Below are 25,424 nucleotides of genomic sequence, written 5' to 3'. Positions count from 1 at the left end.
CACCGCGCCCGCCGGCGGTTATTGCGGGATCTGGCCCGTGATCCCTTCGACATAGAAGTTCATGCCGGCAAGATCCGCATCGTCGGGGGTTTCCCCTTCGGCCAGCCATTCGGTCCCGTCCTGCTTGTTCAGCGGGCCGGTAAAGGGGTGAAGTTCGCCCGCGGCGATGGCGTCGCGCACTTCCTCGGCCTTCGCCTTCACATCGGCCGGAACGACATCCGTGATTTCGCCGATCTCGACCTCGCCGCCGGCGATGCCGGCCCAGGTGGCCTTCTGTTCATAGGTGCCATCCAGCAGCGCGCCCACACGCTCAATGTAATAAGGCGCCCAGTTGTCGATGATGGAGGCGACGCGCGGCGAAGGCTTGAATTCTGCCATGTCGGACGCCTGACCGAAGCCGATCACGCCTTCGGTCTTTGCTGCCTCGGCCAGCGGGGCGGTCGAATCGGTATGCTGAAGCACCACGTCCACGCCCTGTTCGATCAACGCACGGGCGGCGTCGGCCTCTTTCGCGGGGTCAAACCAGCTATAGGCCCAGACGATCGACATGGTCACGTCGGGGTTCACCTTCTTCGCCGCCAGATACGCCGCGTTGATGCCCTGGATGTTTTCCGGGATCGGGAACGAGCCGATGTAGCCGATCTTGTCCGACTGCGTCATCATGCCGGCGATCGTGCCCGTCACCGCGCGGCCTTCGTAAAAGCGTGCGTCATAGGTGGACACGTTGGCGCTGTCGCGGCGATAGCCGGTGGCATGTTCGAACTTCACGTTCGGGAACTTCGCGGCCACGTTGTTCACTGCGTCCATATATCCGAACGAGGTGGCGAACACGATGTTGCAGCCCGAAAGCGCCATCTGCGTCAGCACGCGTTCGGAGTCCGCACCTTCGGGCACCGATTCCTGGTAGGTGGTCGCATCGACACGGTCGCCGAATTCGGCGGCCAGCGCCTGACGTCCCTGATCGTGCTGATAGGTCCAGCCGCCATCGCCCACGGGGCCGACATAGATGAAGCATGCCTTCACCTTGTCCATGCCTTGCGCGAACGAGGCTGCGGGCAATGCCATCAGCGCGGCGGCCGTGGCCAGAAGCACTCTGCGTTTCATGAAGTTCTCCCTGTTTATCTTGATGCGTGGAAGGTCTTGCCCAGATCCGCAGGCGCGCCCATCGCACGCCCCCGTCCCGACGAGATGAACACAAGCACGAGGATCGTGATGACATAGGGTGACATCGACAGATACTCGACCGGAATGCGCGAACCGGCGGCCTGAAGGCTCAACTGCAGGACGCTGATGCCGCCGAACAGCCACGCGCCCAGCAGCACGCGCCACGGCTTCCAGCTTGCGAAAACGACAATGGCCAGCGCGATCCAACCGGCACCCGACGTGATGCCGTCCGTCCACTGCGGCACGCGGATCAGGCTGATATAGGCGCCGCCCATGCCCGCCATCGCACCGCCGAACAGGATCGCGGCCATCCGGATGCGGCGCACCTTGTAGCCAAGGGCATGGGCCGCATCGTGGCTTTCACCCACCGCCCGCAGGATCAGCCCGGCGCGGGTGCGGCGCAGCACCCACCAGACCGCCACCACAAGCGCGAACGAGGCATAGACCATCCAGTCATGCGAAAACAGGACCGGCCCCAGCACCGGAATGTCCGAAAGCGGCCCAAGCGGCACATCCCGCGTCAGGGGCGGGCGGATGCCGTTCCATCCCTGACCGATCAGGCTGGACAGGCCCAGCCCGAACAGCGTCAGTGCAAGGCCCGATGCCACCTGGTTGGCCAGAAGCACCTGCGTAAGCAGCGCGAACACCGCCGCCAGCGCCGCACCCGCGACCGCGCCGCCAAGAAACCCGATCACCGGGTTGCCCGTCTGCACCGCCACCACGAAGCCGATCACCGCGCCGATGATCATCATCCCCTCGACCCCGAGGTTCAGGACGCCCGACTTCTCGACCACAAGCTCCCCCAGTGCCGCCATCAGGATTGGGACGGAGGCAACGATCAGCGTGGCCAGCAGCGTGATGATGTTGATGCCGCCGATATCCATCACGCAGCCTCCCGTTTGGTCCAGCGGATGCGGTAGTTGGTCAGGATGTCCACCGCCAGAAGGAAGAACAGAAGCATCCCCTGGAAGGCCTGGATGGCGGCGGCGGGCAGGCCCAGCATGAACTGTGCAAGCTCCCCCCCGATATAGGTGAGGGCCATCAGCAGGCCGGCCAGCAGGATGCCCACAGGGTTCAGGCGGCCAAGGAACGCGACGATGATTGCGGTGAAGCCATAGCCTTGGGCGAAATCAAGGCTGATCTGGCCCGCGGGCCCCGTCACTTCGAACAGGCCGGCCAGACCGGCCAGCGCCCCCGAGATGCCGAAGCACACGATCACCAGCCGCGTGGGCGATACGCCGGCGAAGCGGGCCGCGCGCGGGGCTTGCCCTGCCAGTCGGATCGAAAAGCCCAGCATGTGGCGTTGCAGCAGCACATATGCCCCGATCACCGAGATGAAGGCAGCCACCACGCCCCAGTGCATCCCTGTTCCCGCAACAAGTTCGGGATTGGCCGAGGATGCCCATTGCGACAGGTTGCGCGATCCGGGAAACCCTCCGCCCTGCGGGTTGCGCAGCGCCCCCAGCGCCATCGAGGCCAGCAGCGATTGCGCCACGTAAACCAGCAACAGCGACACGAGGATCTCGTTCGTGCGGAACATCGTGCGCAGCAAGGCGGGAATCATGGCCCAAAGAAGGCCGCCAAGACCACCTGCAACCACCATCAGCGGAAAGATCAGCCGGCTGTCCATCGGGTAAAGCGCAAGGCCCGTTGCCGCACCCACCAGCGCGCCGACGACATATTGCCCTTCCGCGCCGATGTTCCACACGCCGGCGCGGAAACCCAGCGCCAGGCCGATCGCGATCAAGATCAGCGGCCCGGCCTTCACCAGAAGCTGCGGGCGGGAATAGGCAGCGAATTGCGGGTTGAACAGCGGGTCCCAGAAGATGGTGCGGATCGCCGCCACCGGATCCTTGCCCAGCATCGCGAACAGGATGCCGCCCGCGATCATCGTCAGCACAACCGCCAGAACCGGCGTGGCCACGGACCAAAGGCGCGAGGGGTTTGCCCGTTTTTCAAGCCGGACCATTTGCCGCCTCCATTCCATGCACGCCGCCCATCATCAGGCCGATCTGTTCCACCGTCAGGCCTGCGACGGGGCGCGGCTCGGTCAGGTGGCCTTCATTCAGGGCAGCGAAGCTGTCGGCAATCTCCAGCAACTCGTCCAGATCCTGGCTGATGACGATGATGGCCGCGCCAGCGGCCGCCCGGTCAAGGATCGCCTGCCGGATCGAAGCCGCCGCCGCCGCATCGACGCCCCATGTGGGCTGGTTGATCACGATCACCGCCGGATCCTGCGACAATTCACGGCCCACCACGAATTTCTGCAGGTTGCCGCCCGACAGCGCCCGCGCGGCGACTTCCGTTCCGGGGGTGCGCACATCGAATTCGCGGATGATTTCCTCGGCAAAGGTGCGGGCGCGGCGCCAGTCGATGAAACCGCGCCGAACCAGCTTGCGCCGCTGGGCACCGGAAAGAACGGCATTCTCGGTCAGCGTCATGTCGGGGGCGGCGGCATGGCCCAGCCGTTCCTCGGGGGCGGCCACAAGACCGGCATGGCGCCGCCCGCGCGGGCCGCGATGGCCGATGGACTTGCCGTTGATGCGCACGATGTCGGAGGCGCAGCGAAGTTCGCCGTTCAGCGCCAGCAGCAATTCGTCCTGCCCGTTTCCGGCCACGCCCGCGATGCCCAGAACCTCGCCCGCGCGGACGGAAAGGCGGATGTTCTTCAGGGCCGTGCCGAACGGGATGGGGGAGGGGGCGGAAAGGCCGTTCACCTCAAGCGCGATGTCGCCCTTGGGGGCTGCGGGCCTGGCGGGCGGCGTCAGGACGGTGCCGACCATCATCTCGGCCAGTTCGCGCGCGGTGCGTTCGGCAGGCGTGCAGGTGGCGACAACCTTGCCGCGGCGCAGGATGGTGGCGTGATCGCAGATCGTCCGGATTTCTTCCAGCTTGTGGCTGATATACAGGATCGCGGTGCCTTCGGCGGCAAGCTTGCGCAGGGTGCGGAACAGTATGTCCACCTCTTGCGGGGTCAGCACGCTGGTGGGCTCATCCATGATCAGCAGGCGCGGGTCCTGCAGCAGGCAGCGCACGATTTCCACCCGCTGCCTTTCGCCCGCGCTCAGATCCCCCACGATACGATCAGGGTCCAGCGGCAGCCCGTAATTGATGGAGGTGGCGCGGATCTGCGCCGCAAGTTCGCGCATGGGGGGCGGAAGCTCCATGCCCAGCGCGACGTTTTCGGCCACGGTCATGGCGTCGAACAGGCTGAAATGCTGGAAGACCATCCCCACGCCGGCCTTGCGCGCGGTGGCCGGCCGGTCGGGGGCGTAATCGGCGCCGTTCAGCAGCATCCGCCCCGCATCCGGCCGCACAAGGCCATAGATCATCTTCACAAGCGTGGATTTGCCCGCGCCGTTTTCACCCAGAAGCGCGTGCACTTCGCCCGCGCGGATCGTAAAGCCGATCCCGCTATTGGCCACCACGCCCGGATAGGCTTTTGTCAGCCCTTCCAGTTGCAGCAGCGCCCGTGCACCCGTCATGGCGATCTCCGTCTCGCATCCTGTTGCCTCAATAGGCGGAAGCGGCCTCATACCGCAATGATCTCGGCGCGGGAAGGCGCGCAGTGTGGCCCGATGCCACATCTGTGTTCGCTTTGCCCGCATGCCGTGCGGTGCAGGCGCTTTCGCAGGCGGTGGCGCCACGATAGACTGGATGCATGTCGAATCCTGTCCGCTTCATCCATCTTCGCGTCCATACGGAATACTCGCTTCTGGAGGGGGCTGTTCCCGTAAAGAAGCTTGTCAAGCTGTGCGAGGCTGCGGGGATGCCCGCCGTCGCCGTGACGGATACGAACAACATGTTCACCGCACTGGAATTTTCGGTGCTGGCGTCGGGGGCGGGGGTGCAGCCGCTCATCGGTTGCCAGGTGGCGGTGGATTACGATCCCGCCCAGCCGGGGGAAAAGCCGCGCCCCGCCGCGCCGGTCGTGCTGCTGGCGCAGAACGAAGCCGGCTACATGAACCTGATGAAGCTGTCCTCGTGCCTGTACGTGGACAAGGGCGGCCAGCTTCCGCAGGTGACGCTGGAAGAACTTGCGGCGCATTCGGACGGCCTCATCTGCCTGTCGGGCGGGCCGGACGGGCCGGTGGGGCGGCTTTTGCGCACGGGGCAGCGGGCAAAGGCGGATGCGCTGCTGCGCCGGCTTTCGGCCATCTATCCCGACCGTCTGTATGTGGAACTGCAGCGCCATCCCGGCGAAGGCGGTCATCTGCCCGAGGCCGAGGCCCTGTCCGAGCGCGGCCATGTGGAGATGGCCTATGCCCAGAACCTGCCGCTTGTGGCCACCAACGACGTTTATTTCCCAAAGGCCGAGATGTACGAGGCGCATGATGCGCTGATCTGTATTTCCGAGGGCGCCTATGTGGATCAAAGCCAGCCGCGCCGCCGGCTGACGCCCCAGCACTATTTCAAGTCCGAAGCCGAAATGTGCGCCCTGTTCGCCGACCTGCCCGAGGCGCTGGAAAACACGGTGGAGATTGCCCGCCGCTGCGCCTTCAAGGCCTCCAAGCGCGCGCCCATCCTGCCGCGCTTTGCCGAGGACGAGGTGGAGGAACTGCGCCGCCAAGCCCGCGAGGGGCTGGAGCGGCGTTTGGCCGTCATTCCCCATGCCGTCAGCGTGGAGGAATATCACAAGCGGCTGGATTTCGAACTGGGCATCATCGAGAAGATGGGCTTTCCCGGTTACTTCCTGATCGTTGCCGACTTTATCAAGTGGGCAAAGAACCGCGAAATCCCGGTGGGGCCGGGACGGGGTTCGGGCGCGGGTTCGCTTGTGGCCTATGCGCTGACGATCACCGATCTTGATCCCCTGCGCTATGCCCTGCTGTTTGAGCGCTTCCTGAACCCCGAACGGGTTTCGATGCCAGACTTCGACATCGACTTCTGCATGGACCGGCGGGAGGAGGTGATCCGCTATGTCCAGGGCAAGTATGGCCGCGACAAGGTGGGGCAGATCATCACCTTCGGCGCACTTCTGTCCAAGGCGGCCGTGCGTGATGTGGGCCGCGTGCTGCAGATGTCCTTCATGCAGGTGGACCGCCTGTCCAAGATGATCCCCGTGGAAGGGGTGAAGCCCGTTTCCATCGCCAAGGCGCTGGCGGACGAGCCCCGCCTGCGCGAGGCCGCGAAGGAAGAGGTCGTGGGCCGCCTTCTGGAATATGGCCAGCAGGTGGAAGGGTTGCTGCGCAACGCCTCCACCCACGCTGCCGGCGTGGTGATCGGGGACCGGCCGCTGGACGAGCTGGTTCCGCTGTATCAGGATCCGCGGTCGGACATGCCCGCAACCCAGTTCAACATGAAATGGGTGGAGGCTGCGGGCCTTGTGAAGTTCGACTTCCTTGGCCTGAAGACGCTGACGGTGATCCAGAACGCCATCGACCTGATCCGCACCGGCGGGCGGCAGTTGCACGAAGCGGCGGACGGCCGCCAGCTTTACGCACCCGAACCGGGAACCGAAAACGACATCGGCCATATCCCGCTGGACGACAAGGCGACCTATGATCTTTATTCCGCCGCCAGGACGGTTGCGGTGTTCCAGGTCGAAAGTTCGGGCATGATGGACGCGCTGCGGCGCATGAAACCGACCTGCATCGAAGATATCGTCGCGCTTGTGGCCCTGTATCGCCCCGGCCCGATGGAAAACATCCCGGTTTACTGCGAGGTGAAGAACGGCCTGCGCGAGATCGAGTCGATCCACCCCACCATCGACTTCATCCTGAAGGAAACGCAGGGCATCATCGTTTATCAGGAACAGGTGATGCAGATCGCGCAGGTCATGGCGGGATACAGCCTTGGCGGCGCCGACCTTCTGCGCCGCGCGATGGGCAAGAAGATCGCCGAGGAAATGGCCAAGGAGCGTCCGAAGTTCATCAAGGGCGCCAAGGAAACCCACAACATCGACGAAAAGAAGGCGGGCGAGGTTTTCGACCTGCTGGAGAAGTTCGCGAATTACGGCTTCAACAAGTCGCACGCCGCCGCCTATGCCGTCGTCAGCTATCAGACCGGCTGGCTGAAGGCGAACCACCCCGTGGAATTCATGGCCGGCGTCATGAACTGCGATATCGACCTGACCGACAAGCTGGCCATCTACAAGCGCGAGGTGGACAAGCTGGGGATCGAAACGGTGCCGCCTTGCGTGAACCGCAGCCTCGCCACCTTCAGCGTAAGGGATGGCAAGCTTGTCTATGGTCTCGGCGCGCTGAAGAACGTCGGCGTCGATGCGATGCGGCTGATCGTGGATGGACGGGGGGACCGGCCCTTCGCCAGCCTGTTCGACATGGCGCGGCGGGTGGACCTGAAGCGCGTAGGCAAACGCCCGATGGAGATGCTGGCCCGTGCCGGCGCCTTCGACATGCTGGACCGCAACCGCGCCCGCGTGTTCGAGGGGCTGGACGGGCTGGTCGCCTATTCGGCGGCGGTGCACGAAGCGCGGGCCTCGGCGCAGGTGTCACTGTTCGGAGAGGCGGGGGACGACCTGCCGGAACCGCGCATGGGAAGCCGCGACGATTGGCTGCCGGTCGAACGTCTGGCGGAGGAGATGAAGGCCATTGGCTTCTACCTTTCCGGCCACCCGCTTGACGATTACATGGCACCCCTTCGCCGCAAGAACGTCATGACCCTGACCGAGTTGACGGAGGCCGCCCAAGGCGGGCCGAAGGTGGCCAAGCTGGCCGGATCGGTCAGTTCCAAGCAGGAACGCAAGTCGGCGCGCGGCAACCGTTTCGCCTTCGTGCAGCTTTCCGATCCGACGGGCCTTTACGAGGTGACGGTGTTTTCCGACACGCTGGATCAGGCGCGCGACCTGCTGGAACCGGGCAAGAACGTGGTCCTGACGGTCGAGGCGCAGCTGGAAGGCGAAACGCTGAAGCTTCTGGCGCGCGCGGCCCAGCCCATCGACAGCGTGGCTGCGGATGCGGCGGGCGGCGGTATGCGCATCCATCTGGAACAGGCAGAGGCGGCGGCCTCGGTCGCGGCGCTGTTCTCGCGCCTGTCGGGCGGGGCGCGGGGGCGCGGAGAGATCCGGTTCTGCGTGACGGACGGCGAAGGACGCGAGATCGATCTGGCGCTGCCCGACCGGTATCCCGTGACGCCGCAGGTGAAGGGCGCGATCAAGGCGATGCAGGGCGTCGTGATGATCGAGGATCTTTAAGCACGGCATCCCGCCCAAGGGCGCTGAAGCCGCCACTGCGGCCGCGCCCAAGAGGGGGCTCGATGCCCCCCGAGGGTGCCCTTACCAGTGCGGCGGGCGCTGGTCGGCCAGCGGAATGGTGCCGTCATCCAGTTGCCGTTCGGCCTCCCGCTCCATCAGCAGGCCGACGCGGCGCGAAAGGCGCTCGATCTCTCGTGTCTGGGAAACGACGACTTCCGAAAGGTCCTCCACCATCCGGGTCAGGTGGGCGATCTGTTCTTCTGCGCGGTTGATCCGGTCCATGTTTCCTTCGGCGGCTTGTCGCCCGCCGCCCCTTCCGATAATGCCTTGCCCCGACAGCATAGCGAAGGGTCCGACCATGGCCAAGGACAAGTCCCCCCGCCGCCCGCGTGCGGAAACGCCCAAGGGCTTCCGCGACTATTTCGGCGCGGATGTCACCGAGCGCAAGGCGATGCTTGACGGCATCACCGAGGTTTACCATCGCTACGGCTTCGATCCGCTGGAAACCAGCGCGGTGGAGACGGTCGAGGCGCTGGGCAAGTTCCTGCCCGACGTGGACCGCCCGAACGAGGGCGTGTTCGGCTGGCAGGACGAGGATGAACAGTGGCTGGCCCTGCGCTACGATCTGACCGCCCCCCTGGCGCGCGTGGCGGCGCAATTCCGCAACGATCTTCCCAGCCCTTATCGCCGCTATGCGATGGGCCCCGTCTGGCGCAATGAAAAGCCGGGGCCGGGGCGCTTCCGCCAGTTCTATCAGTGCGATGCCGATACCGTGGGTGCGCCCTCCGTCGCGGCGGATGCCGAGATCTGCGCCATGCTTTCGGACGCGCTGGAAACAGTCGGCATTCCGCGCGGCGATTATCTGGTGCGGGTGAACAACCGCAAGGTTCTGAACGGCGTGATGGAAGTGGCCGGCGTTCTTGATCCCTCGGACCTTTCGCGGTTCGAAAATGAACGTGGCATCGTTCTGCGGGCCATCGACAAGCTGGACCGGCTGGGCGATGCGGGCGTGCGCGCGCTTCTGGGCGCGGGCCGCAAGGATGAATCAGGCGACTTCACCAATGGCGCCGGCCTCAGTGACGAGCAGGCCGAGGTCGTGATGGGCTTCATGGCCGCCAAACGGGCAACGGGCGGTGAAACCGCCGCACGGCTGCGCGAACTGGTCGGCGGTTCCGCCATCGGCCTTGAGGGCGTGCAGGAGCTTGAAACGATCGCCGAGATGCTGGACCGTCAGGGCTATGCCTCCGACCGGATCGAGGTGGACCCGTCGGTCGTGCGCGGCCTTGGCTATTACACCGGGCCCGTGTTCGAGGCGGAGCTGACATTCGAGATTTTTGACGAAAAGGGCAACAAGCGCCAGTTCGGCTCTGTTTCCGGGGGCGGGCGCTATGACGATCTGGTCAAGCGGTTCACGGGGCAGGCGGTGCCGGCCACGGGCGTGTCCATCGGTGTTGACCGGCTGCTGGCCGCCTTGCGGGCCAAGGGCCGCATGGGCGCGCAGGCGCCCGGGCCGGTGATCGTGACCGTGATGGATCGCGACCGGATGGCCGATTACATGCAGATGGCGACCGATCTGCGCAATGCCGGCATCCGCGCCGAGGTGTATCTGGGCAACCCCAAGAACTTCGGCAACCAGCTCAAATATGCCGACAAGCGCCAGTCGCCCATCGCCGTCATCCAGGGCGGGGACGAGGCTGGCAAGGGCACTGTCATCCTCAAGGACCTGATCCTTGGGGCGAAGGTCGCCGAAGAGGCCAGCCTTGAAGAATGGAAGGCCCGCCCGGCGCAGGTGGAGATCGCACGCGGCGATCTGGTGGCCGAAGTCCGGAAGATCCTGGCATGAAGGCCGCGATCCGTGCCGAGGCGGAGCGGCTTTGCGCCGCCTTCCGCGCCGCCGGTGCCCAGCCGGTAGAGGCGGACATCCTGCTTCCGGCAGATGCGCTGCTGGATCTTTACGGCGAGGATATCCGCGCCCGCGCCTATATCACCCAGGACCCGCTGCGCGGCGAGATGGTGCTTCGGCCCGATTTCACGGTGCCCGTGGTGCAGGCCCACATGGCGCACGGGGCCGATCCCGCCCGCTATACCTATATGGGCGAGGTGTTCCGCAAGCAGGACACGCTGATGCCCCGCGCCAGTGAATACCTTCAGGTGGGGTTCGAGGTGTTCGACCGCTCCGCCCCCGAGGAGGCGGATGCCGAGGTGTTCGCCCTGTTCGCCGATCTTCTGGCGCCGCTGAACCTTTCGCCGCAGACGGGCGATATCGGGATCCTGATGGCTGCCGTGCGCGGGCTGGAAACCACAGAAACGCGCCGCGCGGCCCTTTTGCGCCATATCTGGCGGCCCAAAAGCTTCCGCCGCCTGCTGGACCGGTATGCCGGCCGCACGCGGCCCCATCCGGCCCGTACACGCCTGTTGAAGGCGCTGGAGGCGGGCAAGCTGCCCAAAACGGGCGCGCATATCGGGCTTCGGTCGTCGCAGGAAATCGCGGCCCGCATCCATTCGCTGGCCGAGGATGCCGACACGCCGCCCATCCCCGCCAAGCAGGCCGAACTGCTGGAAGATCTGATGGCCCTTGCCGCGCCCGCCCCGCAGGCGCTGGAACGGCTGCGCGATCTGGCGGTGGACATGCCCCACATCTCGGTCGCGGTGGAACGTTTTGCGGCACGCCTGAGGGCGATGAAGGCGCGCGGGATCGACGTGGGTGCGCTTCCGTTCGAAACGGGGCATGGCCGGTCCTCGATGGAATATTACGACGGGTTCGTCTTCAGCTTCCACGCAGCCGATCCGTCGGTGCCGGTGGTTTCCTCGGGCGGGCGTTATGACGCGCTGACCAAGGTGCTGGGGCAGGGACGGTCGATTCCGGCTGTGGGCGGGATCATCCGCCCGCATCTGGTGGCGCCGTTGAAGGCGTAAGATCATGCTGAAAATCGGTGTGCCGTCCAAGGGGCGGCTGATGGACAAGACCTTCGACTGGTTCGGAAGCCGCGGCGTCACCATGCGCCGCACGGGGAACGAGCGGGAGTATTCCGGCGCGGTGGACGGGGTGGAGGGCGTGCAGCTTGTCCTTCTTTCCGCCGGTGAAATCCCGAGGGAGCTTTCGGCTGGCCGTATCCATCTGGGCGTCACGGGTTCTGATCTTGTGCGCGACAAGCTGGCCGACTGGTCCGCGCAGGTGGCCGAGGTGGCGCAGCTTGGCTTCGGGCATGCCGACCTGATCATCGCCGTGCCTGCCTGCTGGGTGGATGTGGACACGCTGGAGGATCTGGACGCCGCAGCCTCCGCCTTCCGGCGCACGCATGGCTTCCGCCTGCGGATCGCAACGAAGTATCACCGTCTGGTGCGCGATTTCCTGACAGCCAACGGCGTGGCCGATTACCAGCTGGTGGACAGCCAGGGCGCGACGGAAGGCACCATCCGCAACCTGACGGCCGAGGCGATCGCCGACATCACCTCCACCGGGGAAACCCTGCGGGCCAATCACCTTAAGGTGCTGGAAGATGCGGTGATCCACAAATCGCAGGCAACGCTGTTTGCGGCGCGCCATGCCGATTGGGGCGATGCCGCGCCCGTGATGAAGCAGTTGGTGGCGCAGCTTGGCCTGTCCCTGCCGGACGTGTTCCGCCCCGTTTAACGCAGGCCCATTTCCGCCAGGGCGCGGGCAAGCGCGGGGGGCAGGGGGTCCTCGTGGCCGCGCCCTTCGGGCAGGTCGGCGGGGGCATCCTTGGGATCAAGATAGCGCCAGCCCTGAAAGGCGCGGCGCGGCTGCGCCTCGGTCCGCACAAGGGCCGGATCAAGGATCAGCGCGCAACGGTCCACCCCGTCATCGCCGCGCACGGCTTCCAGCGCCGTGATGCGCTGGCGCGCCAGCACCAGCCCCTTGAATATCCAGAAGATGGAGCCGCCCTTCAGCAGCTCGTCCTCACGCTTGGGCCACATGCGGGTTATGTGCCGCGGGCGGCCCTGCCAGCGGGTCGCCTGATGATGGGCCAGGTCCTCGACGCCATTTGCGCCGACGCAAAGTTTCAGAAGATGCAGGGTCATCGGACATAAATATGGTTCCGGCGCCCGCTCGTCCATCCTTTGGCTGCGACGCAACGTTCTGGCGGCCAAAAGAATGGTTTATTCTGCCGAAAGGTTGCGGGAGGCGTCCCGAAAAGATAATCGCTCTTGCGTTGCGCGGATTTTGGTAAAATCGTGCAGGGATGGAGAATGGCGACGGGACCAACCGCCGCTTGTAACGGGAGCCACATATGAAACTTGCCCATCTTTTGGCAGCCTCTGCGCTTGCCCTGACGGCCGCCTCCGGCGTTCACGCCAAGACGCTGGTTTACTGTTCGGAAGGATCGCCCGAAGGGTTCGATGCCGCGTCCACGACCTCGGGCACCACGATGGATGCCAGCAGCGACGCCGTCTTCAACCGTCTGGTGGAGTTCGAGCCGGGGACCACCAACACCGTGCCCGGCCTTGCCGAAAGCTGGGACGTGTCCGAGGATGGCCTGGAATACACGTTCCACCTGCGTCCGGGCATCAAGTTTCATACCACCGATTATTTCACCCCCACGCGCGAGATGAACGCCGATGACGTCATCTTCTCGTTCCTGCGTCAGGGCGATCCCGAAAGCCCGTGGGCCGATTACATTCCCGGCACCACCTATGAATATTATGACGCGATGGAGATGCCGACGCTGATCAAGGAAATCCGCAAGGATGATGATCTGACGGTGACCTTCGTTCTGAACCGCCCCGAAGCGCCGTTCCTGGCCAACCTGGCGATGCCGTTCGCCTCGATCTATTCCAAGGAATATGCCGACAAGCTGGAAGCAGATGGCAACATGGCCGCGCTGAACAGCCAGCCTGTCGGTACCGGCCCGTTCCAGCTCGTCGCCTATCAGCCCGATGCCGTGATCCGCTATCAGGCGAACCCCGATTATTACAAGGGCAAGCAGGCGATCGACAACCTGATCTTCGCGATCACACCCGATCCGGCAGTGCGCCGCCAGCGTCTTGAAGCGGGCGAATGCCATATCATGCCCTATCCCGCCCCGGCCGATATCGAGGCGCTGAAGTCCAACCCGAACCTGCAGGTGATGGAACAGCCGGGCCTGAACGTCGCGTATCTGGCCTATAACACCACGGTCGCGCCCTTCGACAATCCCGACGTGCGCCGCGCGCTGAACATGGCCATGAACAAGCAGGCCATCGTGGATGCGGTGTTCCAGGGCACGGGCGTTGTTGCCAAGAACCCGATCCCGCCGACCATGTGGTCCTATAACGACGAGGTCGAGGACAACCCCTATGACCCCGAAGCCGCGCGCCAGCTTCTGCAAGAGGCTGGGGTGGAAGACCTTTCGATGGAAGTCTGGGCGATGCCGGTGCAGCGTCCCTACATGCCCAACGCCCGCCGCGTGGCCGAACTGATCCAGTCCGACTTCGCCGAGGTTGGCGTGGACGTGTCCATTGTGTCCTATGAATGGGGCGAATACCTGAAGCGTTCGACCGAGCTTGGCCGCGAAGGTGCCGTCATCATGGGCTGGACCGGTGACAACGGCGATCCGGACAACTTCCTTGCCACGCTGCTGGGCTGCGCCGCCACGGGCGAAGGCGGGGCCAACCGCGCCCAGTGGTGCAACGATGAGTTCGAGGCGCTGATCCAGCAGGCCAAGGTTTCGACCGATCAGGCCGAACGTACGCGCCTTTACGAAGAAGCACAGGTGATCTTCAAGGATCAGAACCCGTGGGCCACGCTCGGTCACTCGACCGTTTTCATGCCGATGTCGTCCAAGGTGACGGGATATGTCATGAACCCGCTGGGCCGCCACAGCTTTGAAGGCGTCGACATCGCCGAGTGATCGGCCCAAAGCATGACCCGGCGCGTCGAGGGGATTTTCCCTTCGGCGCGCCTCCAACTTTTCGAGACACCGATGATCAGATTTCTTGTTGGCAAGCTGGCCTATCTGATCCCGACCTTTATCGGGATCACGGTCGTCGCCTTCGGGTTTGTCCGGCTTCTGCCGGGCGATCCCGTTCTTCTCATGGCGGGCGAGCGGGGCATCAGCCCTGAACGGCACGCGCAGCTTTCGGCGCAACTGGGGTTCGACCGGCCCATCGTGGTGCAGTACTGGGACTTTGTCACGGGGCTGTTCCAGGGTGATTTCGGCACGTCGCTTGCCACGCGCCGTCCGGTGCTGGGCGAATTCCTGACCCTGTTTCCCGCAACGGTGGAACTGGCGGTCTGCGCCATCATCCTTGCCACCCTTATCGGCATTCCGCTGGGCGTATTTGCCGCCATCAAGCGCGGCAGCGCCTTCGACCAGATCTCCATGGGGACGGCACTGGTCGGATATTCGATGCCGATCTTCTGGTGGGGCCTGCTGCTGATCATCCTGTTCTCGGGCATTCTGGGGTGGACACCGGTTTCGGGGCGGATCGACCTTCTGTATTTCTTCCCCAACGGCACCGGCTTCATGCTGATCGATTCGCTGATGTCGGGGCAAAGCGGGGCGTTCCGGTCGGCGCTCAGCCACCTGATCCTGCCGGCCATCGTGCTGGCAACCATCCCCATGGCCGTGATCGCGCGCCAGTCGCGTTCGGCCATGCTTGAAGTGCTGTCGGAGGATTACGTCCGCACCGCCCGCGCCAAGGGCATGTCGGCCTGGCGGGTGGTGGGCGTTCATGCGCTGCGCAACGCGATGATCCCCGTGATCACCACCATCGGCCTGCAGATCGGCGTGATGATGGCGGGCGCCATCCTGACCGAGACGATCTTTTCGTGGCCCGGTGTGGGCAAGTGGATGATCGATTCCATTTCGCGGCGTGATTATCCGTCGGTGCAGGGCGGGCTGCTGCTGATTGCAGGCGTCGTGATGATCGTGAACCTGATCGTCGATCTGCTTTACGGCATCATCAATCCGCGCATCCGGCATTCGTGAGGGCAGCATGACCGCGACACCCAAAATCAAGTCCGAACGGGGCCGTGCACTGCGCGAGTTCTGGTTCTATTTCTCCGAAAACCGCGGGGCCGTGATCGGTCTGGCCGTTTTCGTCCTGCTGATCGCCATCGCGATCTTCGCGCCGCTGCTGGCCCCCCATAATCCCATCCAGCAATATCGCGATTTCCTGCTGACCCCGCCTGCGTGGCAGGAAGGGGGCACCGGCCAGTTCCTGCTGGGCACCGATGCCGTGGGCCGAGACGTGCTGTCGCGCCTGATCTTCGGCGCGCGACAGTCGCTGATCATCGGCTGCGTGGTGGTGACCATCGCGCTGATCGGCGGCATCGTTCTGGGCCTTCTTGCCGGCTTCTTCGGCGGCTGGGTCGATACTGTCATCATGCGCGTGATGGACGTGATCCTTGCCTTCCCGTCGCTGCTGCTGGCGCTGGTGATGGTGGCCATTCTTGGCCCGGGCCTGATGAACGCGATGATTGCCATCGCGATCGTGCTGCAGCCGCACTTCGCGCGCCTGACCCGCGCCGCCGTGATGGCGGAAAAGAACCGTGAATATGTCATGGCCGCGCGTGTGGCGGGGGCAGGGCACTTCCGCCTGATGGTCCGCACGATCCTGCCGAACTGCATGGCGCCGCTGATCGTCCAGGGCACGCTGTCATTTTCGAACGCGGTTCTGGATGCGGCAGCGCTTGGCTTTCTTGGCATGGGCGCGCAGCCGCCGCTGCCCGAATGGGGCACCATGCTGGCCGAGGCCCGCGAATTCATCCTCAGCGCCTGGTGGGTCGTGACCTTCCCCGGCCTTGCGATCCTGATCACGGTTCTGGCCATCAACCTTGTGGGTGACGGCCTGCGCGATGCGCTTGACCCGAAACTGAAGCGGAGCTGACATGGCACTTCTGGAGATCCGCAACCTCAACGTCCACTTCGCCACGGCGACGGGGACCTTCCATGCCGTCAAGGGGCTGGACCTGACGGTGGCCCAGCGCGAGGTGCTGGCCATCGTGGGCGAATCCGGGTCGGGCAAATCGGTGTCGATGCTGGCGGCGATGGGGCTTTTGCCGAAAACCGCCACCGTCACGGCCGATGTCATGACCTTCGATGGCCGTGACCTGCTGACCATGTCCGACAAGGACCGGCGCGCCATCATCGGGCGGGAGATCTCGATGATCTTCCAGGAGCCCATTGCCTCGCTGAACCCCTGCTTCACGGTCGGCTACCAGATCGAGGAGGTGCTGCGCGCCCATTTGGGTCTTGGCCGCGCCGACCGCCGCAAGCGCGCGATCGAGCTTTTTGCCGCCGTCGGCATTCCTGATCCGGAAAAGCGCCTTGGCTCCTATCCGCACCAGATGTCGGGCGGGCAGTGCCAGCGCGTGATGATCGCCATCGCCATCGCCTGCCAGCCGAAGCTACTGATCGCGGACGAACCGACGACGGCGCTGGACGTGACGATCCAGAAGCAGATCCTCGACCTGCTGATGAAGCTTCAGGAAGATACCGGCATGGGCATGATCATGATCACCCACGACATGGGCGTGGTGGCTGAAACCGCCGACCGCGTGATCGTGAAATACAAGGGTCGCAAGATGGAGGAGGCCGACGTGCTGACCCTGTTCGAGGCCCCCTCGCATCCCTATACCAAGGCGCTGCTGTCGGCCCTGCCGGAACATGCGACGGGCGACCGCCTGGCAACCGTTTCCGACTTCATCGACCCTGCCACGCTGGAGGCCGCACGATGACCGCAGTTCTGCAAGCCAAGAACATCATCCGCGATTATCCCGGTGCCGGGGGCATGTTCCGCAAGGCGCAGCCGGTGCGGGCGCTGAAAGGCATCACCTTCAGCGTCGAACAGGGCAAGACGCTGGCTATCGTGGGCGAATCCGGATGCGGCAAGTCCACGCTGGCCCGCATCCTGACGCTGATCGACCCGGCCACGGAAGGGGAGCTGCTGATCGACGGGCAGGCGGTGAACGTATCCGGCCTGACGCCGGAGCTGCGCCGCCAGGTGCAGATCGTGTTCCAGAACCCCTATGGCAGCCTGAACCCGCGCCAGAAGGTCGGCGACATGCTGATGGAGCCGCTGGTCCTGAACACCGACGACAACGCCGCCACCCGCCGCGAAAAGGCGATGGCGATGCTGACGCGCGTGGGCCTGCTGCCCGAACATTTCGGGCGCTATCCGCACATGTTCTCGGGCGGGCAGCGGCAGCGTCTGGCAATCGCGCGGGCGCTGATGGTGAACCCGCGGCTTCTGGTGCTGGACGAACCGGTTTCGGCGCTGGACCTTTCGGTTCAGGCGCAGGTGCTGAACCTGCTGGCCGATCTGCAGGATGAATTCAACCTGACCTATGTGTTCATCAGCCACGACCTTTCCGTCGTGCGATATATCGCCGACGAGGTGATGGTGATGTTCAAGGGCGAGGTTGTCGAATAGGGCAGCCGCGATGCCGTGTTCGGCGCGCCCAGCCATGGCTATACCCGCAAGCTGTTCGCCGCGACGCCGGTGACGGATATCGAGGCGATCCGCGCCCGCGTGGCGCGGCGCAAGGCGGCCGGCATCGGCAGCGCCGCCTGACGCCTTGCCGCGGGCTGGCGTATGGGATACCTCGGAAGGATACATCTTCATTCGGGGTATTCCATGCAACACGCCAGCCTGCGTGCGATGCTGGTGTTCGGAACGCTGCTGGCGATGCTGTTTGCTGCCGGCGCGTCCGTTCCCACACCGCTTTATCCGCTTTATCAGCAGGCATATGCGCTCGCTCCGATGGACGTGACGCTGATCTTCGCGGTCTATGTCGCCTTCCTGCTCGGGTCGTTGCTGGTGGTCGGGCGGCTGTCCAGTCATCTGGGGCGCAAGCCGGTCATCGCGGGTGCGCTGGTGCTGAACCTGCTGGCTGTTGCCTGCTTCCTGCATGCCGACAGCTATGGCGGGCTGCTTCTGGCCCGCAGCATTCAAGGGCTGGCCATGGGCATCGCCGTTCCGACCTGCGGGGCGGCGATCGTGGATGCAGACAATGACAAGGGGCCCGTCCTCAACTCCTATGTTCCGTTCATCGGCATGTCGCTGGGCGCCCTTTGCACCGGGATGCTGGTAAGCTGGGCCCCGATGCCGATGCTGCTTCCCTATCTTCTGATCGGGGTGCTGACAGCGCTGGCGCTGGTTGTCTTGGCATTCATGCCGGAAACGCATGGAAGGCGGCCCGGAGCCTGGCGCTCGCTGGTGCCGGATCTGGGCGTTCCGCCGCAGGCTCGGGCGGCCTTCGTGCGGCTGATGCCGCCGGTCATGGCCGGCTGGGCGCTTGGCGGGCTTTACATGTCGCTGATGCCGGGCGTTCTGCGCGAGGTGCTGGACACCGATTCGCAGATGGTGACGGGCATCATCGTATGCGTGCTGATGGGCAGCGCTGCCGTCGCGGTGTATGTGGGGCGCCAACGCCCCGCATTGCGCATGATGATGATCGGCGCCATCCTCCAGTTGATCGGGATCCCCGTTACGCTGGTGGGGATGGAACTTGGGCTGGCCGCACCGCTGTTCTTCGGCACCATCATCTCGGGGGCGGGGCAGGGGCTGATCTTTTCGTCCATCCTGCGGCTTCTGCTGCCGTTGGCCGCCGTGCACGAACGGGCAGGGATGCTGTCGGTCTTCTTTGCCGTCAGCTATTGCGCCTTTGCGCTTCCGGCGGTTCTGGCAGGGGTGGCCGTGCAGTATCTGGGGCTGCTGCAGGTGGCGGTGGTTTACGGGCTGGTGGTGATGGGAGGCCTGATGGCATCGATCATGGGGTTGCGCGGGGCTTGTTCGCAGCGGTGTTGACACCGGGCGCCGCACCTGTATAAGCGCGCGATCCGTCCATGGGCGGTTTCAAGTTGGTGTTGGTGGCCCCCGCAAGGGGATGACCTGTCGCCCCGCAAGGGGAAAGGACAACGCCCTTCACACATATCGAAGGAGATCAGCGGTGACCAAACGCACCTCTGCCAAGTACAAACTCGACCGTCGCATGGGCGAAAACATCTGGGGCCGTCCGAAGTCCCCGGTGAACAAGCGTGAATACGGCCCCGGCCAGCACGGTCAGCGCCGCAAGAACAAGCTGTCGGACTTCGGTACGCAGCTGCGCGCCAAGCAGAAGCTGAAAGGCTACTACGGCGATCTGACGGAAAAGCAGTTCCGTCGCATCTATGCCGAAGCCGAGCGTCTGAAAGGCGACACCGGCGAGATGCTGGTCGGCCTGCTGGAGCGCCGCCTGGACGCCGTTGTTTACCGTGCGAAGTTCGTCCCGACCATCTGGGCCGCCCGCCAGTTCGTGAACCACGGCCACGTGACCGTTAACGGCAAGCGCGTCAACATCGCTTCCTACCGCGTTCGCGAAGGTGACGTGGTCGAGGTCAAGCAATCCTCCAAGCAACTGGCGATCGTGCTGGAAGCCGTGGCACTGGCCGAGCGTGACGTTCCCGACTACATCGAAGTCGACAACTCCAAGCTGACGGCGACGTTCACGCGCACGCCGGGCCTGTCGGACATCCCCTACGCCGTGGTGATGGAACCGAACCTGGTTGTCGAATTCTACGCGCAGAACTGATCTTCATCGGATCTGCATGGAAAGCCGCTGCGGGCAACCGCGGCGGCTTTTTCTTTTCAAGCATGCACGGATGCGTTGCATAAAGGTCCCGCTTTTCAATTGCCGTGTTGAAGATACGGGCCGTGATGTCTTCATTGCTGCACAGGTCGTGCTTTCCGCCCGATCCGCACCGCGATGAGATGTTTATGCTGGCAAGCAAGACAGGGCACCGCTAGAAACCGAGTGCCAGAGGGACGAGACAATGCACGACGCAATCAAGCCGCAATCCGGAATTCTCGACATCGCACTTTATGAGGGCGGGAAAAGCCATGTGGCTGGCGTGGCAAATGCGCTGAAGCTTTCGTCCAACGAAAACCCGGCCGGCCCGTCCGAAAAGGCGAAGGAAGCGTTCCTTCGCACTGTGCACACGCTGCACCGTTATCCCAACACCGATCACGGATCCCTTCGGCAGGCCATCGCCGAGGTGCACGGGCTGGATGCGGGCCGCATCATCTGCGGCGCCGGCTCGGACGAGGTGATCACCTTCCTGTGCCAAGCTTATGCCGGCCCGGGCGACGAGGTTCTGTTCACCGAACATGGTTTCCTGATGTATCGCATCTCGGCCCTCGCGGCGGGCGCGACGCCGGTCGAGGTGGCAGAGAGGGAGCGGACCACGGATGTGGATGCGCTGCTGGCGGCCTGCACCGAACGCACGAAGCTGGTTTTCGTCGCCAACCCGAACAACCCCACGGGCACGATGATCTCTGCCGCGGAAATGGCGCGTCTGGCCGGAAACTTGCCGCCGCAGGCGCTGCTGGTGATCGATGGCGCTTATGCCGAATACGTTCAGGGCTATGACGCCGGTGCCAACCTGATAGAGGCGCGCGAAAACGTCGTGATGACGCGCACCTTTTCCAAGATCTATGGCCTGGGCGGCTTGCGGATCGGCTGGGGCTATGGCCCGCAGCACGTGATCGACGTGCTGAACCGTATCCGTGGTCCGTTCAACCTGTCCTCCACCCAGCTGGAGGTTGCCGAGGCCGCCGTCCGCGATCAGGAATGGGTGTCCCGCTGCCGGACCGAAAATGCCCGCTGGCGTGTCTGGCTGGCCGAGGCGCTGGCCGAAATCGGGGTGCCGACCGATACATCCATGGCCAACTTCGTGCTGGCCCGCCTTGGCGATGCCGATGAGGCAGAGGCTTGCGACCAGTTCCTGCAAAGCCAGGGGCTGATCGTGCGTCGCGTGGCCGGATACAAGCTGCCGCATTGCCTGCGCATCACCATCGGCGATGAAGCGTCTTGCCGCCGCGTTGCCCATGCCATCGCGCAGTTCAAGGGCCTTCGCTGATGATCTACGACCGTGTGGCGCTGCTGGGGCTGGGGCTGATCGCCTCCTCCATGGGGCACGCGATGAAGGCGGCGGGGCTGGCGGGTGAGATCACCGGCTATGCCCGCAGCGCCGAAACCCGCGATATCGCGCGCGAGGTTGGGTTCTGCGACCGTGTTTGCGACCGCATCGCCGATGCGGTGGCCGATGCCGATCTTGTCGTGCTGGCCGTTCCCGTAGGGGCGATGGGCGATGTGGCCGCCGCCATGGCGCCCTATCTGAAACCCGGTGCAACGGTGACGGATGTCGGCTCGGTCAAGCAGGCGGTGGTGGAGGCTGTTTCGCCGCACCTGCCCGATGGCGTTCACTTCATCCCCGGCCACCCACTTGCCGGGACCGAGGAGTCCGGCCCCCGTTCCGGCTTTGCCACCCTGTTCCGCAACCGCTGGTGCCTGCTTATCGACGCCGAGGGTACCGATCCCGAAGCCATGGCCCGCCTTCGCGCGCTTTGGGAAGGGATGGGCGCGAATGTGGATGTGATGGATGCCGCGCATCATGACGTGGTGCTGGCGGTGGTTTCGCACACGCCGCACCTGATCGCCTATACCATGGTGGGCGTGGCCGAACATGTACGCCGCGTTTCCGACAGCGAGATCATCAAGTATTCCGCCTCGGGATTTCGTGATTTCACGCGCATCGCGGCCAGCGATCCGACCATGTGGCGCGATGTGTTCCTGACGAACAAGGACGCGGTGCTGGATATTCTCGGTCGTTTCTCGGAGGAACTTTTCGTGCTGCAGCGCGCGATTCGCACCGGCGACGGCCAGCATCTGCACGATTACTTCACCCGCACCCGCGCGATCCGTCGTTCGATCGTGGAGGCAGGGCAGGACACAGCCGCCCCCAACTTCGGCAGGGGCGGCCGGGACGAAGCTTAACGCTCCGTCAGTTTCAATTCGATCCGGCGGTTCTGTGCGCGTTCCTGCGGGGTCGTGCCATCGGTTACGGGCTGGTATTGCCCGAAGCCGGTGGCGGCCATCCGGTGGGGCGGGAAGCCCAGATCGTCCTGCAGGAAGCGCACGACCGACAGGGCGCGGGCCTGGCTCAACTCCCAGTTGTCGCGGAATTCTCCGCTGCCCGAAAGCGGCTGGTCGTCGGTGAATCCGTCAACGCGCAGGATCCAGTCCAGATCTTCCGGAATCTGGTCCGAAACCTCGCGCAGGGTGGTGGCCACATCGGCGATCTGTGCACGCCCTTCAGCGGAAAGATCAGCCGCCCCCACGCTGAACAGCACCTCTGAGGAAAAGACGAAGCGATCGCCCACCACGCGCACGCCTTCGCGGCCTTCCAGGATCTGGCTCAGCTTGCCGAAGAATTCCGAACGGTAGCGGGCAAGCTGCTCTGCCTCGGAAGCAAGGCGGATACGTTCCGCTTCTTCCAGATCGGCCCGGCGGCGCTGTTCTTCGGCCGCGCGGGCAAGCGCGACGTTCAGCCGCTCTCCCAGATCTTCGATCTGCTGCTGTTGGACATCGCCGGTGGCATCCTGAACATTCAGCGTTTGTTGCAGCACCGCCAGTTGCGCGCGCAGTTCGGCAACCTGCGCGTTCAGCGCGGCCGATTGTTTTTCGGCATCGGTGGCCTTCTCCCGCTCGGCGGCAAGGGCCGCCCTTGCGGTGTCCAGCAGGCTGGGCTGTCCGTCCGCCGTTTGCGCGGCTTCGGTCTGTGCACCGGCCAAAAGGGTCAGCGTTTCCTCGGCTTCCCTGCGGGCCTCTTCAAGGTTCAGGCTCAGGGCGGTCAGCTCTGCGTCGCTGTCGCGCAGGCGTTCGCGCAGCGCCTCTGCTGCGGCGGCATCTACAAGGCGCTGCTGCTCTACCTCCGATAGGGCTGCCTGCGCTTCGGCTGCGGCGGCCTCGCCCTCTTCGGCGCGGCTTTGCAGATCGGCAACCATCGCCTCGATCGCTTCGCGGCGTGCGGCGGCAAGACGCGCGGCTTCGGCCTGCGCGTCGATCTCCTCGCGCGCCGAGGCAAGGGCAAGGTTCAGTTGTTCCTGCTGGGACAGGGCCTGATCGCGTGCCTGCGCCAGATCGGCGTTCTGGGCCTGAAGATCGTTGCGCGACGCGATGAGGGAGGCGACCTGATCTTCAAAGCTGGCGATGCGGTTCGAGGCGTCATCCAGTCGCGCCGTCAGCGTGGCGGCAAGCTGTGCCTGCCGCGCAACCTCGTCCTGCGAGGCGGCAAGCTGCCCGTTCAGTTCGTCATTGCGGCGCTGCTCCAGCCCCAGCCTGTCGGAAAGGACAGCCATCTCGTCGCTCAGCCGGTCAAGCTCCGTTCCTTGGGAGGTGATGGTGTCCCGCAGCACCGATTGCACGACAAGGAAGATCGTCAGCACGAACATCAGCACCAGCAGCAGGGCTGTCATCGCATCGACGAAGCCCGGCCAGATCTGCGATTCGCGTGCGCGGCCGCCCCGGCGGGAAAGGGCCATCAGATTTCACCCTTGGCGGCAAGGCGCAGCGTGTTGGTCAGTTGCGCCAGATCGGCCCGCAATTCGGCCACGGATTCCTGGCGGCCCACGGCGATTTCTTCCAGCAGCCGCAGAAGCTGCGTGTCGATGGAACGCAGGCGCGCGCGGTATTCCGCGTCGGCATGGGGGGCGTCCTTGGCGGCCGACACTTCCATCGCGTCGGCCATCCGTGCCTGACCATCGGCAATCCGGCTCAGTGCGGCGGTTTGCGCATCGGCCATCCGGGCATGGGCGGTATCCTGTTCCTCGCCGCGCGCAAGAAGGGCGGTGATGGCATCGGCCAGTTGGCCAGCGCGATCGTCGCTTGCCTGCCGCGCGGCTTCGGACTGGGCGAACAGGTCGCGCAGCTCGTCCATCTGCTGGCCCATCATGTCCAGCACGCCGGCGATGCTTGCATCCTCGCCATCGGCAAAGCCAAGGCGGGTGATGGAGGACAGCCATTCCTCCAGCTCCTGGTGGAAGCGCGTTTGGGAATGGGAGGCGAACAGCGCCAGCAGCCCCACGACCAGCGATCCTGCAAGCCCCAGAAGCGAGGAGGAAAAGGCCGTGCCCATTCCGCCAAGCTGGTTCTGCAGGCCCGTCATCAGTGCCCCCAGAACCTCGCTTCCGGATGTGGCCACCCCGTCTTGCGGGGCCAGCGTCCGGATCGTTTCCACAAGGGCGGGCACGGTGGTGGCAAGGCCGTAAAAGGTGCCAAGAAGGCCAAGGAAGATCAGCAGGCTGCCAAGGTAGTTGCTGACCTCGCGCGATTCATCAAGGCGCGCGCCCACCGATTCAAGGATCGACCGGGCCGAGGTTGCCGAGATGCGCGAATGCGCCGAGCGAGTGCGCAGCAGCGTGGCCAGCGGCAGCAGCATCGCGGGTGGTTCCGATTGCACGCCCTTGCGCTGCACGAACGCCTCGATCCACGTGACGGACTGCATCAGGCGGATCACGCTGGCAAAGCAGGTGGCGATGCCGATCACGAAGGCAAGGGCGATAAACCCGTTCAGCCACTTCTTCGCCAGAAACAGCGGCGACAGGTGCGGCCATGTCAGCACCACCCCCACCAGCACAAGCGCAACGATCAGCGTCATCACCAGAAGCTGCCGCAATGGCTGTGTAAAAACGTTCTCTGGCCGGGCGATGGGGCCGGGTCGGAGGGCAGTGAGGGGTTTATCCACGGAGCGCCTGCTGTCGGTCATTTCCGCGTCACGATACGGTGCCGCACTGCCCGTGCCAACCGTCAAGGCAGCAATTCGCGCACCCGCATGGCAAGATCGTGCAAATCGGCATCAGGAATGCCCAGCGTGTCCAGATGTTGGACGGTGTTCATCAGGTAATCGCGGTTCGGCCCCCGCACGCCTGCCGCACCCGCGATCATCCGTGCCTGCGTTTCGGGATCATGCAGGCAGTATTGCATGTGATCAGGGTCGATCACATAGGTCAGGGCCGTCACCTGCGGCTGGGCCAGCGGCAGCCGCACCTCGTGATAGGCATTCGAGAAAAGCTCCCTCTCGCGCAGGGCGGCAAGGGCGGCATCTTCGGTTCCTTCGCGCACCAGAAACGCAACGCCGTGACAGGCGGCACCTTCGGCGCGGTCCAGCGCAAGCACAAGGCCGGGCGCCTCGGGCGTGCCGCGATAGCGCATTGAGGTCATGCAGAAGCTGCGCCGCCAGCCATCCAGCCGGGCCAGCACCTGCCGCTCCACCTCGAAGCAGGGATCCCAGATCAGCGAGCCATAGCCGAAAACCCAAAGCCGATCCTTCATGCGCTGGTC

Annotated in this window: 21 protein-coding genes and 1 pseudogene; 13 read left to right on the top strand and 9 right to left on the bottom strand. The window is 64.7% G+C overall.

Features of this window, described 5'->3' with window-relative positions; translation table 11 throughout:
* Nucleotides 1–18: 18 nt before the first annotated feature.
* From JX25_RS08420 to JX25_RS08405, 4 genes are read right to left on the bottom strand one after another with little or no spacing between them, the layout of a single operon-like run.
* Nucleotides 19–1,104 (bottom strand): BMP family ABC transporter substrate-binding protein, encoded by a 1,086-nt coding sequence (locus JX25_RS08420; protein ID WP_128254576.1) that lies wholly within the window; start codon nt 1,102–1,104, stop codon nt 19–21.
* Nucleotides 1,105–1,118: 14 nt separating this feature from the next.
* A complete protein-coding gene (locus tag JX25_RS08415; protein WP_128254575.1) occupies nt 1,119–2,048 on the bottom strand; it encodes an ABC transporter permease in 930 nt (309 codons plus the stop codon).
* On the bottom strand, nt 2,048–3,133 hold the full coding sequence (locus JX25_RS08410) for an ABC transporter permease (protein WP_128254574.1): 1,086 nt from the start codon (nt 3,131–3,133) through the stop codon (nt 2,048–2,050). The genes JX25_RS08415 and JX25_RS08410 overlap by 1 nt, the downstream gene beginning before the upstream one ends.
* Nucleotides 3,120–4,649, bottom strand: a complete 1,530-nt coding sequence (locus tag JX25_RS08405) for an ABC transporter ATP-binding protein (RefSeq protein ID WP_128254573.1) — start codon at nt 4,647–4,649, stop codon at nt 3,120–3,122. The genes JX25_RS08410 and JX25_RS08405 overlap by 14 nt, the downstream gene beginning before the upstream one ends.
* 176 nt (nt 4,650–4,825) lie before the next feature.
* On the opposite strand from JX25_RS08405, the gene dnaE reads away from it, so the two are divergent.
* Nucleotides 4,826–8,317, top strand: coding sequence for a DNA polymerase III subunit alpha (dnaE, locus tag JX25_RS08400; protein WP_128254572.1), 3,492 nt, complete (start codon nt 4,826–4,828; stop codon nt 8,315–8,317).
* An 81-nt stretch (nt 8,318–8,398) separates the two neighbouring features.
* On the opposite strand, the gene JX25_RS08395 is transcribed toward dnaE, so the two are convergent.
* Nucleotides 8,399–8,599 (bottom strand): SlyX family protein, encoded by a 201-nt coding sequence (locus tag JX25_RS08395; protein WP_128254571.1) that lies wholly within the window; start codon nt 8,597–8,599, stop codon nt 8,399–8,401.
* 76 nt (nt 8,600–8,675) lie between these two features.
* Between JX25_RS08395 and hisS the strand changes: the two genes are divergently transcribed.
* The 3 genes from hisS to hisG are packed head-to-tail and all read left to right on the top strand — an operon-like array spanning nt 8,676 to nt 11,951.
* Nucleotides 8,676–10,160 carry a histidine--tRNA ligase gene (gene hisS, locus JX25_RS08390; protein ID WP_128254570.1) on the top strand — a complete coding sequence of 495 codons (1,485 nt, stop codon included), beginning with the start codon at nt 8,676–8,678 and terminating at the stop codon, nt 10,158–10,160.
* A complete protein-coding gene (locus JX25_RS08385; RefSeq protein WP_128254569.1) occupies nt 10,157–11,233 on the top strand; it encodes an ATP phosphoribosyltransferase regulatory subunit in 1,077 nt (358 codons plus the stop codon). The genes hisS and JX25_RS08385 overlap by 4 nt, the downstream gene beginning before the upstream one ends.
* A gap of 1 nt (nt 11,234) precedes the next feature.
* The gene (hisG, locus tag JX25_RS08380) at nt 11,235–11,951 is read left to right on the top strand and encodes an ATP phosphoribosyltransferase (protein ID WP_128254568.1); all 717 of its coding nucleotides are present in this window, start codon (nt 11,235–11,237) and stop codon (nt 11,949–11,951) included.
* Here hisG and JX25_RS08375 read toward each other — a convergent pair.
* The gene (locus JX25_RS08375) at nt 11,948–12,361 is read right to left on the bottom strand and encodes a DUF1489 family protein (protein WP_128254567.1); all 414 of its coding nucleotides are present in this window, start codon (nt 12,359–12,361) and stop codon (nt 11,948–11,950) included. The genes hisG and JX25_RS08375 overlap by 4 nt on opposite strands.
* 209 nt (nt 12,362–12,570) lie before the next feature.
* Here JX25_RS08375 and JX25_RS08370 point away from each other — a divergent pair, with 209 nt between their 5' ends.
* The 9 genes and pseudogenes from JX25_RS08370 (at nt 12,571) to JX25_RS08330 (ending at nt 22,079) form a co-directional block, all read left to right on the top strand.
* Nucleotides 12,571–14,169, top strand: coding sequence for an ABC transporter substrate-binding protein (locus JX25_RS08370; RefSeq protein ID WP_128254566.1), 1,599 nt, complete (start codon nt 12,571–12,573; stop codon nt 14,167–14,169).
* A 72-nt stretch (nt 14,170–14,241) separates the two neighbouring features.
* Nucleotides 14,242–15,249 carry an ABC transporter permease subunit gene (locus JX25_RS08365; protein WP_128254565.1) on the top strand — a complete coding sequence of 336 codons (1,008 nt, stop codon included), beginning with the start codon at nt 14,242–14,244 and terminating at the stop codon, nt 15,247–15,249.
* Between the two features lie 7 nt (nt 15,250–15,256).
* Nucleotides 15,257–16,150: an ABC transporter permease subunit gene (locus tag JX25_RS08360; RefSeq protein ID WP_128254564.1), complete on the top strand. Its 894-nt coding sequence runs from the start codon at nt 15,257–15,259 to the stop codon at nt 16,148–16,150.
* A gap of 1 nt (nt 16,151) precedes the next feature.
* On the top strand, nt 16,152–17,000 hold the full coding sequence (locus JX25_RS08355; protein WP_128254563.1) for an ABC transporter ATP-binding protein: 849 nt from the start codon (nt 16,152–16,154) through the stop codon (nt 16,998–17,000).
* A pseudogene (locus tag JX25_RS08350) lies at nt 16,997–17,836 on the top strand (ATP-binding cassette domain-containing protein). Before JX25_RS08355 ends, JX25_RS08350 begins: the two are co-directional and overlap by 4 nt.
* Nucleotides 17,837–17,899: 63 nt before the next feature.
* Nucleotides 17,900–19,072, top strand: coding sequence for an MFS transporter (locus JX25_RS08345; protein ID WP_164876088.1), 1,173 nt, complete (start codon nt 17,900–17,902; stop codon nt 19,070–19,072).
* A gap of 142 nt (nt 19,073–19,214) precedes the next feature.
* A complete protein-coding gene (gene rpsD, locus JX25_RS08340) occupies nt 19,215–19,835 on the top strand; it encodes a 30S ribosomal protein S4 (RefSeq protein ID WP_128254561.1) in 621 nt (206 codons plus the stop codon).
* A 241-nt stretch (nt 19,836–20,076) separates the two neighbouring features.
* Entirely contained in the window at nt 20,077–21,162 is a 1,086-nt protein-coding gene (gene hisC / locus JX25_RS08335; RefSeq protein ID WP_128254560.1) for a histidinol-phosphate transaminase, read from the top strand.
* The gene (locus JX25_RS08330) at nt 21,159–22,079 is read left to right on the top strand and encodes a prephenate/arogenate dehydrogenase family protein (protein WP_128255221.1); all 921 of its coding nucleotides are present in this window, start codon (nt 21,159–21,161) and stop codon (nt 22,077–22,079) included. The genes hisC and JX25_RS08330 overlap by 4 nt, the downstream gene beginning before the upstream one ends.
* On the opposite strand, the gene JX25_RS08325 is transcribed toward JX25_RS08330, so the two are convergent.
* The 3 genes from JX25_RS08325 to JX25_RS08315 all read right to left on the bottom strand — a co-directional run bounded on the left by JX25_RS08325 (nt 22,076) and on the right by JX25_RS08315 (nt 25,415).
* Nucleotides 22,076–23,626, bottom strand: coding sequence for a peptidoglycan -binding protein (locus tag JX25_RS08325; protein ID WP_128254559.1), 1,551 nt, complete (start codon nt 23,624–23,626; stop codon nt 22,076–22,078). The genes JX25_RS08330 and JX25_RS08325 overlap by 4 nt on opposite strands.
* Nucleotides 23,626–24,741: an AAA family ATPase gene (locus JX25_RS08320; protein WP_241557885.1), complete on the bottom strand. Its 1,116-nt coding sequence runs from the start codon at nt 24,739–24,741 to the stop codon at nt 23,626–23,628. The genes JX25_RS08325 and JX25_RS08320 overlap by 1 nt, the downstream gene beginning before the upstream one ends.
* 149 nt (nt 24,742–24,890) lie before the next feature.
* Nucleotides 24,891–25,415 carry a gamma-glutamylcyclotransferase gene (locus tag JX25_RS08315; RefSeq protein ID WP_128254558.1) on the bottom strand — a complete coding sequence of 175 codons (525 nt, stop codon included), beginning with the start codon at nt 25,413–25,415 and terminating at the stop codon, nt 24,891–24,893.
* Nucleotides 25,416–25,424: the final 9 nt, after the last annotated feature.

It is taken from the genome of Falsirhodobacter deserti, from assembly GCF_004015795.1.
GTDB classification, from domain to species: domain Bacteria; phylum Pseudomonadota; class Alphaproteobacteria; order Rhodobacterales; family Rhodobacteraceae; genus Falsirhodobacter; species Falsirhodobacter deserti.
This window is presented reverse-complemented; position numbering and strand designations above follow the sequence as displayed.